The sequence below is a fragment of the Paraburkholderia denitrificans genome, from assembly GCF_042655705.1.
Classification (GTDB): Bacteria; Pseudomonadota; Gammaproteobacteria; order Burkholderiales; family Burkholderiaceae; genus Paraburkholderia; species Paraburkholderia denitrificans.
This window is the reverse complement of the sequence record NZ_JBHSMP010000038.1, coordinates 106,402-122,039: the sequence shown is the minus strand read 5'-3', so window position 1 is coordinate 122,039 and position 15,638 is coordinate 106,402. Positions and strand designations below refer to the sequence as shown.

The 15,638-nt window shown below is 62.3% G+C and carries 11 protein-coding genes and 2 pseudogenes; 5 read left to right on the top strand and 8 right to left on the bottom strand.

What is annotated here, in order from left to right:
• Positions 1-163 precede the first annotated feature (163 nt).
• Positions 164-340: a hypothetical protein gene (locus ACFPTO_RS23130; protein WP_377715090.1), complete on the bottom strand. Its 177-nt coding sequence runs from the start codon at positions 338-340 to the stop codon at positions 164-166.
• Between the two features lie 153 nt (positions 341-493).
• Here ACFPTO_RS23130 and ACFPTO_RS23125 point away from each other — a divergent pair, with 153 nt between their 5' ends.
• On the top strand, positions 494-1,360 hold the full coding sequence (locus ACFPTO_RS23125) for a methyltransferase (RefSeq protein ID WP_377715088.1): 867 nt from the start codon (positions 494-496) through the stop codon (positions 1,358-1,360).
• Positions 1,361-1,440: 80 nt separating this feature from the next.
• On the opposite strand, the gene nosR is transcribed toward ACFPTO_RS23125, so the two are convergent.
• Positions 1,441-2,766 (bottom strand): response regulator c-di-GMP phosphodiesterase, NosR family, encoded by a 1,326-nt coding sequence (gene nosR, locus ACFPTO_RS23120; RefSeq protein ID WP_377715342.1) that lies wholly within the window; start codon positions 2,764-2,766, stop codon positions 1,441-1,443.
• Positions 2,767-3,242: 476 nt separating this feature from the next.
• Between nosR and nosP the strand changes: the two genes are divergently transcribed.
• The gene (nosP, locus tag ACFPTO_RS23115; RefSeq protein ID WP_377715086.1) at positions 3,243-4,406 is read left to right on the top strand and encodes a nitric oxide-sensing protein NosP; all 1,164 of its coding nucleotides are present in this window, start codon (positions 3,243-3,245) and stop codon (positions 4,404-4,406) included.
• Positions 4,399-5,589: a histidine kinase gene (locus ACFPTO_RS23110; RefSeq protein WP_465262961.1), complete on the top strand. Its 1,191-nt coding sequence runs from the start codon at positions 4,399-4,401 to the stop codon at positions 5,587-5,589. The genes nosP and ACFPTO_RS23110 overlap by 8 nt, the downstream gene beginning before the upstream one ends.
• A 305-nt stretch (positions 5,590-5,894) precedes the next feature.
• On the opposite strand, the gene cysC is transcribed toward ACFPTO_RS23110, so the two are convergent.
• The 6 genes from cysC to ACFPTO_RS23080 all read right to left on the bottom strand — a co-directional run bounded on the left by cysC (position 5,895) and on the right by ACFPTO_RS23080 (position 14,839).
• Positions 5,895-6,440, bottom strand: a complete 546-nt coding sequence (gene cysC / locus ACFPTO_RS23105) for an adenylyl-sulfate kinase (RefSeq protein ID WP_377715084.1) — start codon at positions 6,438-6,440, stop codon at positions 5,895-5,897.
• Positions 6,441-7,331, bottom strand: coding sequence for an alpha/beta hydrolase family protein (locus ACFPTO_RS23100; RefSeq protein ID WP_377715082.1), 891 nt, complete (start codon positions 7,329-7,331; stop codon positions 6,441-6,443).
• The gene (locus ACFPTO_RS23095; RefSeq protein ID WP_377715080.1) at positions 7,328-8,494 is read right to left on the bottom strand and encodes a glycosyl transferase family 8; all 1,167 of its coding nucleotides are present in this window, start codon (positions 8,492-8,494) and stop codon (positions 7,328-7,330) included. The genes ACFPTO_RS23100 and ACFPTO_RS23095 overlap by 4 nt, the downstream gene beginning before the upstream one ends.
• Positions 8,491-10,566 carry a tetratricopeptide repeat-containing sulfotransferase family protein gene (locus tag ACFPTO_RS23090; protein WP_377715078.1) on the bottom strand — a complete coding sequence of 692 codons (2,076 nt, stop codon included), beginning with the start codon at positions 10,564-10,566 and terminating at the stop codon, positions 8,491-8,493. The genes ACFPTO_RS23095 and ACFPTO_RS23090 overlap by 4 nt, the downstream gene beginning before the upstream one ends.
• A 205-nt stretch (positions 10,567-10,771) precedes the next feature.
• The gene (locus ACFPTO_RS23085; protein ID WP_377715076.1) at positions 10,772-13,576 is read right to left on the bottom strand and encodes an autotransporter outer membrane beta-barrel domain-containing protein; all 2,805 of its coding nucleotides are present in this window, start codon (positions 13,574-13,576) and stop codon (positions 10,772-10,774) included.
• Between the two features lie 486 nt (positions 13,577-14,062).
• A complete protein-coding gene (locus ACFPTO_RS23080; RefSeq protein WP_377715074.1) occupies positions 14,063-14,839 on the bottom strand; it encodes an FkbM family methyltransferase in 777 nt (258 codons plus the stop codon).
• Positions 14,840-15,240: 401 nt separating this feature from the next.
• Here ACFPTO_RS23080 and ACFPTO_RS23075 point away from each other — a divergent pair.
• Positions 15,241-15,390: pseudogene (locus ACFPTO_RS23075) on the top strand (HU family DNA-binding protein); the annotation flags it as partial.
• Positions 15,363-15,479: pseudogene (locus ACFPTO_RS23070) on the top strand (IS30 family transposase); the annotation flags it as partial. The pseudogenes ACFPTO_RS23075 and ACFPTO_RS23070, both read left to right, overlap by 28 nt.
• Positions 15,480-15,638: the final 159 nt, after the last annotated feature.

The window sequence follows — 15,638 nt, the reverse complement described above, 5'->3', positions numbered from 1 at the left end:
AGCTCATCGCCCGACCTGGGCCAGCAAGGCGACGCGCGGGAAGCCCCCACCCGGATGCAACGCGGCTTCCAGACGCGATCGGCCGACGGGCTTGGCGCTTGTTGTACGGGCGAACCAGCGATCACAGTCCTGCGCGTCAACGGCCAACAGGATGCGCAGCGAATTAGCCCGCGACACCGGTCGCCACGGCGCTGTCGGGCGCACGCAGAATCGGACTCATTGCAGCGAGCCTGATCGGATCGATCAACCCGTTAAAGAACGAGAACATCCCGGAGCCGAGTTCATACACGAGACATTTCGCCGGATGCCCCATGCCGCGACGAACGGTCGCAGACTTCATCGATGGCAACAGCGAAATAGCTCGCCTTGTTATGCTTTAAGGTTTTCCCGTTTCAGGAAGCACTATGCGCACGAGATACCGCAAGCCATCACTGACGCCGCAACCGAGATGCGGAACGGTATCAGCCGGTTGCAGCAAACCCATCCATGGTGAATGGATCACGTGCTCGATCCAGCGTTTTTCCCGGACGCAGAGATGAACGCATTAAGCGGCACAGGCGACAACTCGCGCATCAAGGCGCGCATCGTGCGTTCGTTCGGCGCAGCGCACGACTACGATCGATACGCCCTGGTACAGCGCCGCGTAGCGATGGATCTCGCGGAGCGCATCGCGACGATCACGCTGCCGCCGGAACCTCGGATTTGCGAAATCGGCTGTGGTACAGGTTTCCTTGGCGCAGCACTGGCACACACGATCCCGTGCGGAGAGTTCCTGCTGACCGACCTCGCACCGGCCATGCTCGAGCGCGCCCGCAGTCGGCTGGGCGCGAATCCGCACTTTCGCTTTGCCGTCGTCGATGGGGAACATCCGGCCGCACTGGAATACGACGGTCCGTTCGATCTCATCTGTTCCAGTCTCGCGGTGCAGTGGTTTTTCGACCTCCAGGCGGGCCTGGAACGGCTTTTCGCGCAGCTGCGCCCGGGAGGCAGTCTGCTCGTTTCCACGCTGACACAAGGAACGTTCGCCGAATGGGAGCAGGCGCACGCCGCAGCCGGACTCACGCCTGCATTCGACGCCTATCCCTGCCCAGCCGAGTTACGGGCCATGCAACTCGATCGCGTTCTGCCGCGCGTTGACGTGTGGTCCGTGACTGAAAAACATCGTGATGGATGGGCGTTCCTGCGATCCCTCAAAGCGATCGGCGCTCATGCATCGAAGCACTCCCGGCATCCCTTGACCCCTTCGCAGCTCCGTCGTGTCGTGGAACGCTTCGATGCCGGCGACGCGCGCATTACCTATCGCGTGGCAACCTGCCTGTACTCCAAGCCGGCGCGCGGTCAAACGGACGTGTCCTCGTAAGTCCGGGAGTCATTCAAAAGGCGTCTCGCGGCCGCAAGGCCGCGAGGTTGCCGATGCCGTTCGCTGAAGACACGAACACGTCATGGCTCGGCGTCGCAGACATAGACTGAGAACCGCTCGCCCTCCTTCTCTTCGAAGCGCCTGATCTGTGCAATATGGTGCGCCTCCAGCACACTTCCGCTCGTCATCAGCAGCACGCCACGAGCGGTGCGTAGATCGTCCGCGAGCTTCATGCCCGATTTCAGCCGCGCCGTGTCGATGCAGACATGATCCAGCCCACTCGCCTGGCGGGCTTTGAGAACCTTGAGGAAATTGTCCACGAGTGCAGGGTCGTAGCGCATTCCGGCCTGCGAACGGAGCACCGAAGTAATCTGCGCATCCGGAACGACGCGCCCCAAGAGCGCACCCGATCGCAGCCCCTCGAAGTCGCGCACGATGGCGAGAATCCGCGCGCCCATTGGAATCTCCGGGCCGCCAAGGCTGTTGGGTGTCCCGCGCCCGTCATAGCGTTCGTATTGATGCCGGATCAGCACACCCGCCGCCTGCAGATTGGCGACCGGCATCAGCGTCATCTGCGCATGCAGAGGGTGCTGATAATAGGAACGTGCCTCCGTCGGCGTGAATTTGTCGACCGTCTTCTGAACGATCGCGTCCGGCAGCGCGAGCTTGCCGACACCGAGCAGCAACCCTGCGAAATACGTTTCCTGCGCCTCGTATTCGCTCAACCCCGCTTCAAGCGCGAGCTGGCGCGCGAGATCCGCGATCCTCGATGCCTGCCCGCCCAGCACGCCGCAGCGCAACTCGATCATGTTCGCGCACACTTTCAGCATCGCGGTGAAATTGCGCTTCAGATCGTCCTCGGCCTTTTCGAGGAACATGACCGTCTGACCGAGTTCCTCCGTGCGTGCCTTGACCTGAGCCTCCAGCGTCGCATTGAACTGCTTGAGTTGCTCGTTCTGTGCGCGCGTCAATTCGCCCAGCCTTGCGGCTTCGCGCCGCAGCGTCTGCTGCTCGATCGCGCGCTTCACGGTCAGCAGCAGGTCCTGATCGTCCCAGGGCTTGTGCAGATAGTGATAAACGCCGCCTTCGTTGATTGCACTCACAACCGACGCAATGTCCGCGTAGCCGGTCAGCAAGAGCCGCGCCGTGTCGGGCCACCTGCTTCGAACAGACGCCAGAAATTCCGCGCCGCTCATGTTCGGCATGCGCATGTCCGAGATGACCACGTCTATCGGATGCTCTTCCAGTATTTTCAAACCGGCGCTGCCGCTCTCCGCCGTATGGATCTCGTAGCGGCACTGACGAAGCAGCCGGCGCAGTGCGGACAGCACGCTGGGTTCGTCATCGACGATCAGTATCGATCCCGTCTGCGTGGCTGCCGACTGATCGATATCGAGCGTTTCCATTTTTGCGTCACACGGGAAATCACTCACGATGTACTCTCCGGTTTCGACATCTGCAAAATCGACAATCAATTGTGCGCGCCAGCTTTCCTGTCTTGCGCAATTGCATTCCAGCTACCACCGCCCAGTGGGTGGAAGCTTAACTGTCTAACGGCCGTTGCGGAACCAACCGACGTCTGGTTTTCCCTCGACACCTTGCGCATTTGACGCACTTCACATTAAATGCACGGTGTGTATCCGATTGGCACTTCGGTGCTCATCCACCGACATTGCGGCGATGCCATCGCCCATGACGTGCCCGGTCCGTACCACGGACACCCTCCAGTATCGATCCCGCAAACGATTTACCAGAACCTGGCGATTATCCGCATTCAGAATTCGGCCCCTCCTGCCGATATCACAGTGTGAGTCTGCCGTATGTGCCGACCATCAAGAGCGCACCGTGCCCGCCGAAGTGACCTGGAAAGAAGGAGCCTGTCATGCCCCCCGTTGAGTCTTCCTCGATCGTATCGGCCCATTCGACGCACCCCGACGCACGCGCGGCCGTTCGCGAAGTCGGTGCCGCACTTGCGGGCTGCGACGCCGAACTCGTCATCTTCTACTGCTCCAGCCATTTCGATCTGGACGCACTCGCCAGTGAAATGCGCGCGACGTTTGGCCAGACGCGTGTCATTGGCTGCACCACGGCTGGCGAGATCGGGCCGGCCGGCTATCTGGATCACAGTCTTTCGGCGGTCGCTTTGCCACGTGCGCTGTTTACAGCGGCGATAACACGCATCGACAATTTGCGCGATTTTACGATTGCGGGCGGCCAGGCATGTGCTACCAATACCCTGAACGATTTCGAGAAGCGTGCATCGCATGCGAGCGCATCCAACTCGTTCGCGCTGCTGCTGGTCGACGGACTTTCGGTACGCGAAGAGCCGGTTGCGCGCACGCTGCAAAACTCCCTCGGCGACATTCCGCTGGTCGGCGGATCGGCAGGCGACGATCTGCATTTCGAGCGCACCGCGATATTCCATGACGGGGCCTTCCGCACCGACTGCGCCGTTCTGGTCGTCGCATCGACGTCATTGCCCTTTCGCACGTTCAAAACGCAGCACTTTCTCCGTTGCGAAGAAAGACTGGTCGTTACCGGAGCCGACGCGCCGCGACGCACCGTATACGAAATCAACGGGCTTCCGGCCGCAAAAGAGTACGCAAGGTTGATCGGCGCAAGCGTGGACGATCTATGCGCCAGCCATTTCGCATCCGCGCCCGTCGTGGTGTTGATAGACGGCGCCGATTATGTTCGCTCCATCCAGAAACTGAATCCCGACGGCAGTCTCACGTTCTATTGCGCAATCGAGGAAGGTCTTGTATTGCGCGTCGCGAGAGCACTCGACCTCGTCGAGAACCTGCGCGTAACGTTCGACGATCTCCGAAATTCGCTGGGCGAGCCCAAACTGACGCTCACCTACGATTGCATCCTGCGTCACCTCGAAATGACACAACGCGGAACGCGCGATGAAGCGGCCGCTCTTTATAAGGCAAATCACGCGGTCGGTTTCAGCACCTATGGCGAGCAATACCGCGGCGTCCACGTCAACCAGACGCTGACCGGCATCGTGTTCGGCAACGAGGCGGGGACAGCCCGTGTCTGAAGCACTCGTTGAAGCACGCACGGACGCGGACGCGCCAACGGACGTCGAAGCGCTGAGCATGGAAATCGTGCGATTGAACAAGATCGTGCGCGCCCTGATGGACCGTGCCGAACGCAGCACGATGGCATACAGTTCCGATTTCAGCCTGTTCCAGATGGCGGTCACGCTCGAAGACCAGGTTCGACATCGCACACGTGAGCTGGAAGCCGCGCTTCACGAGAACCGCAAGATCACGCACACGCTCGAGCGTACCCAGGCGTTGATGCGGCAGGAAATCGACGAGCGCAGACGCACACAGGCCGAGCTCGAAACGGAGCGCATCGCACAACAGGACTTGATCGAGAAGCTCGAACAGGCTCATGTGCAGTTGCTGCAATCGGAAAAGCTCGCATCGATCGGACAACTGGCGGCGGGTGTGGCCCACGAGATCAACAACCCGATTGGATTCGTCGATTCCAATTTGCACACGCTCAAGACGTGGATGACCCAGTTGCTGGGCTACATGGACGTGCAGGACAACATGCTGCGCACTTCGTGCGATCTCGACGACGAAGCACTGGCCCGTCTTCATACGGCGCGCGAGCAGGCGGATCTCGACTATCTGCTTTCCGATGTCGACGCATTGATCGAAGAGTCGATTGAAGGCACGTCGCGCGTGCGCCGCATCGTACAGGATCTGCGCGACTTCTCGCGGGTAGGAAGCGAGGAATGGAGCATCGTGGATATTCACAACGGTCTCGATGCAACGCTGAATGTCGTGCACAACGAGCTCAAGTACAAGGCGAAAGTCATCAAGGACTATGGCGAGTTGCCGCCGGTCGAGTGCATCCCGTCCCAGATCAATCAGGTGGTGATGAATCTGCTCGTCAATGCCGCGCAGGCCATTCCCGAACACGGAACCATCACGATCACCACGCGCCATCAGGACGACGGCGTCACCATCGCGGTCAGGGACACCGGCGCAGGCATGACCGCCGAAGTGCGCGCCAGGATTTTCGATCCGTTCTATACGACAAAGCCCGTCGGCAAGGGAACAGGGCTCGGACTATCGGTTTCGTACGGGATTGTCGAAAAGCACGGCGGCAGGATCACGGTGGAAAGCGAGCCCGGAAAAGGTTCGTGCTTCACGGTATGGATACCGGTCGCCCGACCGCATCCGCCCGCCGCGAGCATTGATCGTTGATCGATTACCAGAGGAACGTTTGCCTGAAGAACCGACGTGCACTGCCAGCAAGGGCAGAACAGTACGCGAATCCATCCTCACACGCTGTATGCAGGCACGCGCGACCGCGATTCCTGTACTGGTTCCGCAACCTCCGGCGTGTACGTTGGCCACCGAACACGGGCGAACCTTCATTCGCGACCCGTGAAGCGGTCGGGATATTGATGACCGAACGGGCAATGGGAGCTACCCGGGTTTGCGGGCTGGTCTGGATTTTGCGGTTGTTCCAGTATGCGTCGCGTCGGATTGGGGAGTGACGGCAACGCTCACTGCGAAATCGATAGCATTTTTCGACTCTCCAGGGTATGCAGTATCGCGATAACAGATGTGCCGCTCGGTTGTTGGCTCGTATCGATCGCCAGATCCGGACGGAGCGGAACTTCGTAGACGTCGCCGATGCCCGTCAGATTGGGGATCTCCCCGGCGCGTGCCTTTCTGTAGAGCCCTTTGGGATCTCGCTCTTCGCACACTGAAAGTGGCGTCGATACGAATACCTCGAGAAACCGGTCGATACCGACGAGGTGACGCGCCATGTCGCGATCTGCGCCATAGGGCGAGACCAGAGCGGCAATGGCGATGATTCCGGCGTCGTTCAGTTTCCGGCATCGTGTGGCCACGCGCCGGACATTTTCGCGACGGTCCTGTCGCGAAAAACCCAGGTCGCGACATAGCGTCTGTCTTAGTACGTCGCCATCCAGCACATCGCATGCCATGCTTTTCGCGACAAGGCCGGCCGCGAGCGCGTGCGCAAGTGTCGTCTTGCCCGCTGCGCTCAGGCCTGTCAGCCATACCGTGCATGGAAGGATTTTCATTTACCGTCCCAATGTTGTAGGTGCACACGTCGGCGCGATTTCCAGCAATGCCGGCCAGCGGCGGCTCCAGTCACTGTCATGCGAAAAACCAGGAACGGTCAATGCCTGCGCGCACCGCGTGCCGGTGGCGTTGACGAAGCGTTGCGCCACCGACGGCGGAACGACATCGTCCTCAGCGCCGCTGAAGTGTACTTGCGCAATGCTTGCGACACGGCTCGCGAAATTGATCGCGTTTTCCGACTCGGGCATCGGCGACACGCCGTGCAGCCGATTCACGAATTCGTCGTCGAGATTGCCAGCCACGGTTCGAATCGACACGACGTCGGTGCGGCGTGCCGCGATCAGCACCGCCACTGCGCCCCCTCCCGAGTAGCCGACCAGCTCGATGGGTTGCCCCGGTGTGAGCGCGGCAAAACGGCTGAGGGCATCGTTTATCGACTCGATCACCTCTGCTGCGAAGCGCTTGCCGGTCCAGTAGGGAATGCCGCATCGCGGATTCATCGCCATCGGCGTGAACTGGCAGGGGCGCGCCAGGTAGACGACGTTCGGTGTGGGGTCGTTCGCGGCGAGGGCGAGACCCGTGGCCTCGCGCGGCGTCGGGTCGAGCGAGGGCATGGTGCGCGACAGCCAGGCAACGCCATCGCCTTCGATGTACACGCGCAGTGGCTTGCCGGGCTGCGAAATGCGCGCAAAGGCCGTCAGCACGAAGCCGCCGGCGTCGACAAGCTGGCGGTGCAGATGGGCAGGCTCGGCCAGAGCGTCCGCGTGCGCGTCGCGATCGAGCGCGGCGCATCCTGGCAGCGCGCAGAAAAGCAGCAGCGCGAGCCAGACTGTCACCGCACGATAGGTGTTATGACCCGACACACCACCGCGCCGGCCCACGACGCTCATCGAGCCCTGCACCGCGCGAGCTCAGCCGCCATCCGGGAGACGACCCCGCTCCAGTCCCCGCGCAAGTCCTGGCGAAACAAACGCATCTGCGGATACCACGGCGTGTCCGCGCGATCGAGCAGCCAGCGCCAGTCCGGCACCTTCGGCAGCATGACCCAAACGGGGCGGCCCAATGCGCCCGCGAGGTGGACGGGAGAAGAGTCCACCGAGACCAGCAAATCGGTAACCGAGAGGATCGCCGCCGTGTCCTCGAAATCGTCGATCTCGTCGGACAACGACAGCAGCCGCATGCCGTCGGGCGGCGAGCCGGCCTGCGTTGCCGCGGGGCCTTTCTGGATCGAGACGAAGCTCACGCCTGCCTGCACGAGCGGCGCGAGCTCGCCGAGGCTCAGTGAGCGGTTCGCGTCATTGGGATGCGTGGGCCGTCCCGCCCAAACGAGCGCGACCAGCGGGCGCGGCAGGTCGGCCAGACGCTGCCGCCAGCGCTCGACGCGCTGCGGGTCCGGGCTCAGGTACGGAATCGGCCCGGGCAAGTCGTGAAGACGCAGCCCCAAGGCCATCGGCAAGCTCATCATCTCGCAGTGCATGTCGAACGCGGGCGGCAGCGTCCCGCGTACGACGATCTCGTCGAACCCCGCGCTGCGCCGTACGAGCGACAGCGATTCCGCGTTGATTTCGAGGACGACCCGCGCACCGCTCTTCTCCTTGGCCCACGGCACCATGCGCATGAACTGGAAGGTGTCGCCGTAGCCCTGCTCGTCGTGAATCAGCAGCGTTTTGCCGGGCATGGCGCGGCCGTCCCAGCGCGGACGTTGCACCTTGCGCTCGATGTGTGCCGTGTGTGCGAGGCTGTAGCGGTAGTGGTACTCACGCCAGCCGCGTTCGAACTCGCCCGAGAGCAGCAAGGTCTCGGAGAGATCGAAACGCGCGGGGAAATCGCCGGGCACGTGCGCCACCAGCATTTCCTGGATCACGCGCGTTTCGGCGATGCGCCCCTGCGGGCGAAGCGCTGCCGCGAGCAGCTTCCAGAGCACGAGCGGTCCGGTGCCCGAGGCCAGATACGGCCGCACGATCGCCTCGGCTTCCTCGTAGCGTCCCGACACCAGGAGCGGACGAACCTCGAGCTCGATGGCGCGGATATCAGGGATGGCGCCGGACATCACGGCGCCTCGACGCCGAGCGCCTCGAGCAGCGGACCAAGATAGCGCGCTTGCGCGTGCCAGCGCCCCTTCGAGGTCCGGTAGATCGGCTGGCGCACCTGGTTGACACTCGCCGTGCGGACCACCCGGCGGTTTTGATGGAAGCTCAGGCAGGCATCGTCCCACGGCAGCCCGAGGAAGCCGATCAGCCGCCGCGCTTCGCCTTCGAGGTCTTCGACCACGGCCTCGTATTCGATTTCGATGAATGCACCGCCAGGCAGCAGTTCGCGCCAATGCGCCATCAAGCGTTCGTACTGGCGATAGAAGGCGCCGAGCTCGGCCTGGTCATACGCGAACGGCTGCTGTCCGGCGAACAGCTTCGTGTAGCAGGACAAGCACGTATCGACCGGGTCGCGCCGAACGTGGATGATCCGGGCGCCCGGCAGGATCAGCGGGATCGCACCTGCATACAGGAAATTGCCAGGCATCTTGTCGACGACGTGCGGACGTCCTGCGGCAAGCGGCGCTACGCGGGCCAGATACGATGCTCCGCACTGGCGCAAGCGCGCTTGCGCGCCGGCCTGGCCGTCGAACGCAAGGACGCCGTCGGGAAAGCCGCCGATTTCGTCGATCGCGAGACGAAGCGCCGACAGTTCGCCTGCGCCCGTCACCTGCGGATGCGACGCGAGGATCTGTTCGATCAGCGTGGTGCCGGAGCGCGGCATGCCGATGATGAAGATGGGCAGCGTCGACGGCTCGCCGTGGCCTGCGAGCTGGGCATATCGTTCCGGTGTGAAACCCGTGCTGATGTGTTCCATCCAGCGGCCGGTCTGCTCGCCGTCGTAGTCGAACGAAGCGCGTTTCTGGCGGTTGCCGGCCTCGAGATGGCGAAACGCCTGTTCAGGATCTTTGATGTCGAGATAGGCCTTGCCGAGCGCGAAGTGCGCCGCAATGCGCTCGACGAGCGAGCGTTGTTCGCCTTGCGCGAGGCAGGCCTCCAGCGCCGGTATGTCGGGATCGTCCGCACTGAACGTGCGCAGCTCCGCGCGCGCCGCGAGCGCCTGCGCGGAACCCGGAAAACGCGCAAGCGCCAGCTCGAAGGCCGCCAGCGCCTCGTCCTTGCGCCCCGCTTCCGTCAACAAGGTGGCGCGTCCCACCAGCGCCGCTTCGGCCACGGTGCCGGGCAATGTCGCGGCCTGCTCGTACGCCTGGAGCGCTTCGTCGGTCAGGCTGAGATCCTGCAGCACCATCGCAAGCGTGTGGTGTGCCTCGGCGCTGCGCGGCACGAGTGCAACGGCATGCCGCGCGATGGCTAGCGCTTCTTCGGCATGGGCAATCTGTCTGAGCGCCTTCGCGCGCGCCGTGAGTGCGGCCGGATGCTCCGGAGCGAAAGCGTTGAGCATATCGAGCGCACGCAGCGCCGCATCGTGGCGCTGGCGGGAAATCTCGACGTCCGCGAGGTTCAGGTACGCATCGACGAAGCGAGGATTGAGATCGATCGCCTGCCGCGCATGCTGGGCGGCTTCGTCGTAGCTGCCCTGCGTGGAGAGCAGGAAGGCGAGATTGCTGTGCGCTTCCGCATACGACGGGTTGAGCGTGAGCGCCTTCCCGTAGCAGGCCTGCGCATGATCCATCCGTCCCAGCAGACGCCACGTGTTGCCCAGGTTGTTATGGGCTTCGGCCCAGTCTGGGCTGAGCGCCACGACCCTTTCCAGACACGCGCGGCTCTGCTCGAGCTTGCCGGCTTCCTGCAGCAGGATGCCCAGATTGTTCCATGCGGACACGAGCGTCGGATCCATCGCGACGGCGCGCTGCGCGGCCTCCTCGCCTTCGGGCAGCATGCCCTTCTGGCGATACATTTCCGCGAGATTGCTGGAATACACGGCCGGCGCGCGCGGGGCGAGACACGCCTGCCTCAGGTGGGAGATCGCCAGATCCAGGTTGCCGTAGGCGTGTGCCATCACCCCGAGCAGATGGAGCGCATCGGGCTGCCCAGGCCATGCGGCCAGCACCCGCTGGGCCAGCATTTCGGCCTGCTCGGCCTGACCGGCGTTCCAATGCGCGTAGGCCCGTGTGAGCGCCTCCTGGATACTCATGTTGCCTGGGGGGTTTGCGCTAGACATGCTCAAGAAATCGGGGCATTGGAAAGAATGAACATCGATGCTGCGCGATCGTAGCACGTGCGTGCGGCATTGCGACCCTCATGGGCTCTCGGCAGACGGGTGCCGCATTTCAGGCCAAGGTGCCTGGAAACGCGGCCCGTGCGAGAGCCGGCTACCGAGCCGGCCCCATCGTCCGCGATCAGAACAGCTGCCGCAGTCGCACACTGCCGGCCTGGGACAAATAGCCCTGCCCGATCTGGACGTCATAGCGTGCGGTCAGGCTCAGGTTCTTCTGGTTCAGCAGCGTGACACCCGCGGTCAGGATGGCCGAGTTGGTCATGGGGCTCGTACCCAGCACCGTGAAGCTGGTCTGTCCGCTGGGGTCGGCGGCGAACGTGGCGTTGGTGAGCGCGCGCGTGTTGTCGTACTCGTGACGCCACGCGACGGTCAGGTCCGGCACGAGCACCCCGAACGAAGTCGGCACTTCGCGCTCGATCTTCGCGCCGATGTCGGTGGTGACCGAGCTCAGGTGCGAGGAATCGACCGAGAGCGCTGCGCCGTTGCCGCCCGATTCGGTGTAGGCGCTCTGATGCAGATAGCTGTAGGTCAGGCTCGCAAGCGGCGTGACCGTCGCGACGCCGAGCGCGAGCGGATAGCCGACCTCGCCGCGCGCGACGTACTGCTGCCCGTTGAAGCTGCCGTGGGCATCCCCAGAGAAACCGGGGAAGGCGACCAGGCGATTCGTGTCGTAGCGCTGCTGGATGGCGCCCACCGACAGATTGGCGTACCACCGGTTCGCCACGTAGCTGGCGTAGCCGAGCAGGCCGTACGAGTTGATGCGGGTGTTGTTTCCGGCCGTGTCGCCCGTGTTGTTGACAGCAGCGTTGCTGTAGCTGAAGGCGCCGCCGACACGCCATGTCTCGGTAACCGACCGATCGACCCCGAACAGCAGACCGCCATAATTGGCGCTGTATCCGTCCACCGCATCGCGTTCGTCCTGGCTCGCATGGCCGCCGAACGCCTGCCCCCAGACGCCCCAACTCGGCGAAGCGTCGCCGGTCGAGATGCCGCTGCCGCGATTTTGCGCCAGGCGCAAGCCGTTGGCGTGGCTCGAGATGATGTCGAGCACGTCGTAGGTCGGAGCGGCCGCCGCGCGGCTCGACGAGGTCTGCGACGTCGGGCTCAACTGCTTGCCGGCGGCGTTGAGCGCCTGGGTCGAGCCGCCGGCGTCGAGCGCGAGCGAGGCGTTGTACAGGTTGAGCAGGGCCGGACTGATGCCGGTGTAGTTCGCCAGCCCGGTCAGCGCCGACACGGCATTGGGCGCGGTTGCGCCTGTCGGCGCCGGTGACGTCGGCGTCGATGTCGTGGCGTTGGCGAGCGTCAGGACAAGATCGCTCTTCTCTCCGTTGGCCACAGCCGCACCGGTGGCGACCAGTCCGGTCGTCCCGGCAATCGAATAACGCAGCGTGCCCTCGTTGTAGTTCGTGCCGGTCCCGGCGGCGTCGATGACGACGAAGCGCTGGCCAGCCGCAAACCCGTACGCATTCAGTTTTTGCAGCGTCACGGCAGAGCCGCTCGCGATATTGGCGGTACCTGAGACGACCAGCCGGCCGTAACCGCTGTCGCTGCCGGGCGAGCCGCCGGCCACGGCGCCGTCCGCGACGCCGACCAGCAGCGTGGCGGATGCCCCCTGCGTGTAATTGCCCGTGATCGCGATGGGATTGTTGACCTGCAGCGTGGCGCCGATGTTGTTGACGGCATGGCTTCCGACGTTGACTTGGTCGTTGAGCAGCAGGTTGCCGGACCCGAACACGACATTGGACGAGGTATTCGTGATGGTGCCTGCAGCCGAGCTGCCGATTCCGCCGCTGATGCCTGTCAGCGTGCCGAATACCGCGCCGCTGCCGCCGCTGATACTGAGATCATGGGTGCCGGCGTTGGTGATGTTACCGGCGATCAAGCCGCTGTTGACGATCTGGCCGATGGTGCTGGTACTGTCGACCTTGATCGCGTTGAAGAGACCCGCAATGGTGCCGCTGTTGGTCACCGAGCCAATGCTGGCACCAGCCAGCGCGAAGATGCCCGTATAAGGCGATGACGGGAAACCAGTAACGGTCTGGCTGGTCGCACCACTAATGAGGCCGGTGTTGTCGATTACGCCGATGGTGCCGGTCTGCGCAACGACGCCGGAAAAGGTCCCGACGATCGCCCCGGTATTGGTCAGCGTGCCAAGGGTAGCGCCGCTGCGGATGAGGACGCCCAGTTCGTTGGTGATGGTGCCGCTATTGTTCAGCGTGCCGATGGTGCCGGAGTTTTCGCCAAGCACGCCGTAGCCGACGATCGTTCCGGTGTAGGTGGAGCCTTTGATGGTGCCGCTGTTGAGGATCGTGCCAATGCTGCCGCCACTGTTATCGATACCGAAGATGCTGCCGCTTACCGTGCCGCTGCCGGCGAGGAGGCCCATGTTGTTCACGATGCCGATGGTGCCGCTGTTGAATATCCCCCTCCCAGCGCCGGTAATCGTACCGGTTGCGGTGTTGGTCAGCGTCCCGATCGAGCCGGCGTTCTGAATGCCGGACGCAATGGTACCGGCGATGCCGGTCGTGGCGATGAGGCCGTTGTTGCTGAACGTGCTAACGGAGCCGGTGTTGCGAATGCCCGCACTGCCGCCGATCATCTGACCGCCGCTGTTGTTGTTCAATACGCTGATGGTCCCCGAATTGACCAGCCCGTACGTGATGCCGGCGATGGTGCCGTTGTTGGTGAGCGTGCCCAGCGAGGAGCCGGTTGCCAGCAAAGCGGTCGCGGTGTTGAAGTTGGAGATGACGACGTTGGTAGCAATCGTGCAGTTCCCCGACGACCAGCCGATTTCGGTGGTGTTGGAGCTGATCGTGCCGTTGACGCCGCAGTCGGCTTTTGCGACTAGCGGAACGACCCCCGCGAGCGCACCGGCAAGAGCCGCGGCGATGGCACGTTGTCTCGGTAGTACGTTCTTACGGCTCATGGTCGCACCCAATAAAGAAATATTTGGGAAGCAATTATCTAAGAACGGTAACGGCTTGCAACGGATAATTCAGAGGAATTGCGAAATTCAGACAACGGGTTTTCGCATATTGTCTATTCACCAATGCTCATTTCCGAGAAATCACATTACGATTCAAGCTAATTCGCATATTTTTTCAATTTAACTACAAATAAAATCATTTTCCTTGCGCCCTACGAGGGTTCGCCAAGGCTTGTGCGCAGGCGTCCGGCACGTTGGCAAGAATGCCACCCATCAAGTTTATGCTCGAAGCCGTTGCCAAATCGATGAGATTCCAGGCGTCTCAGGCGAGGGATACGCCGACGCGTGCAGCGCGAGGGTCGCGACAGTTTGTCTCAACTGAAAACACCAATTGACAACGTCGTTCTTTATGCGGCCGGTTGAATTGCACTCGAATTGCGGTATGAAGCATGGCTTCATTCGATGTGCAAGTTGCCTACTGGCCAGTCATGGCTGACGCCCCGCCAACGGATGAGCGGTTGCATCGAGAATTTCCTCGAAGCCCTGGATCGTGAGGCTCGACTCCCGCGGGACGCCGAGCATGTTGAAGGAGCAAAGTTGCGGATAGCAGTTTTCCGCGTTACCCCGGAAATTATGCGGATTGAATAGCGGGCTGATGTGCCACAAAAGCCGGTAATCGTGCTCCCACAAATATTGGATGAGTGCCGAAGAGTTGGCGACCCGATCATTCTCGACATACAGCAGAGGGCGGTGCTTCGTGAGGACATCCCGCGCGCCTTGCAGCACCTGTAATTCGAACCCTTCGACGTCCACTTTCAGGAGTTGCACGGTGCGCTCGCGCATCATGTCATCGAGTCGCACGCATGGCACCTGAATGCCACTCTCCAACGGTTGCGTTTGAACCGATACGGCTCCGAAGTTGCCTGTCCGCTTGTAATTGGGGCGTTTGAACCAGACCGTTCCCGGATCCGCCGCGCACGCGTAAGGCCACGCGGTCACATTGTCCACGGCGTTCAATGCGAGATTTGCACACAGGTTCTGGAACAGGAACGGCTGCGGCTCAAATGTGATGACCTCGGCGCCGAGCGCTTTGGCCGCTTTTGCCAGGGGCACCGTCTGGCTGCCGATATTGGCGCCGATTTCGACGACAGTGCCCGGCCGCTCATTGGCACATTGCAAAAGCAACTGCGTTTCAAGCTCGGCGTACTCACCATATCGGATCAACGCTTGACCGACATATTCATCAAAGCGGTTGGCAATCATCGTTCCGTGTCGCGTGTCGACAAGAACGTAAGGGTCTGCGGCGTGTGGCATCGGGCTGGCTGCTCACCTTGATGGGCGGGGCGTCGGAAAGGGACGCGATTGTGCGTATTCTAACTGGCGTAGCACAGAGGATCGCGTGGTGCCAAGGAGGGCAGCTTTTGTTTTCAGTCGCGGCCCCGTTTCGCGTGGAGTACGCTAATCGGCCTCGCAACGCTGCGAGCCAGGTCATGCAGTTGATCATCGAAGCAAGGTTGGTCGAGGGTGAAACGATCGAGGAGAGCGACGGAGTTTTAGCCGTCGTTTAACGCTCTGATTGTAGTCTTGCGGACCTGGGCCTGTCTCTCGCGGACGGGCGGTCGCTGCTGGCGAAGGTGCAGGCTGAACTCGTTTCGAAACAGGTTCGCCGCCCGTCGCGCGTAAGACGTAACCCGAGGACGGGCGAAAAGGTGTTGGTCCCTGAAAAGCACGTGCCTCACTTCAAACCTGGCACGGAGCTGCGCAAACGCGTGAACGATCTTCGATTTATTCACAGGCAAAACTTAATGGCGTAGCTAGACAACTCAATGAGCGTCCGCGAAAAACACTAAACTTCGATACACCGGCTGAGCGATTCCACCAATCCGTTGCATCGACCGGTTGAATCCGCACGGCTTCGCCCACTGTGCGAAGGCGGTACGGCGCAAGCCCGGGAGCACCTGGTATTTGGACGAGATGTCCGTGACGTTGCGGCGTCTCGCTCGCGGACAGATCGAGCGTGCGCTGCGTGCTTCTGAGCGCGGCATCACGTGCGGCGCGATCG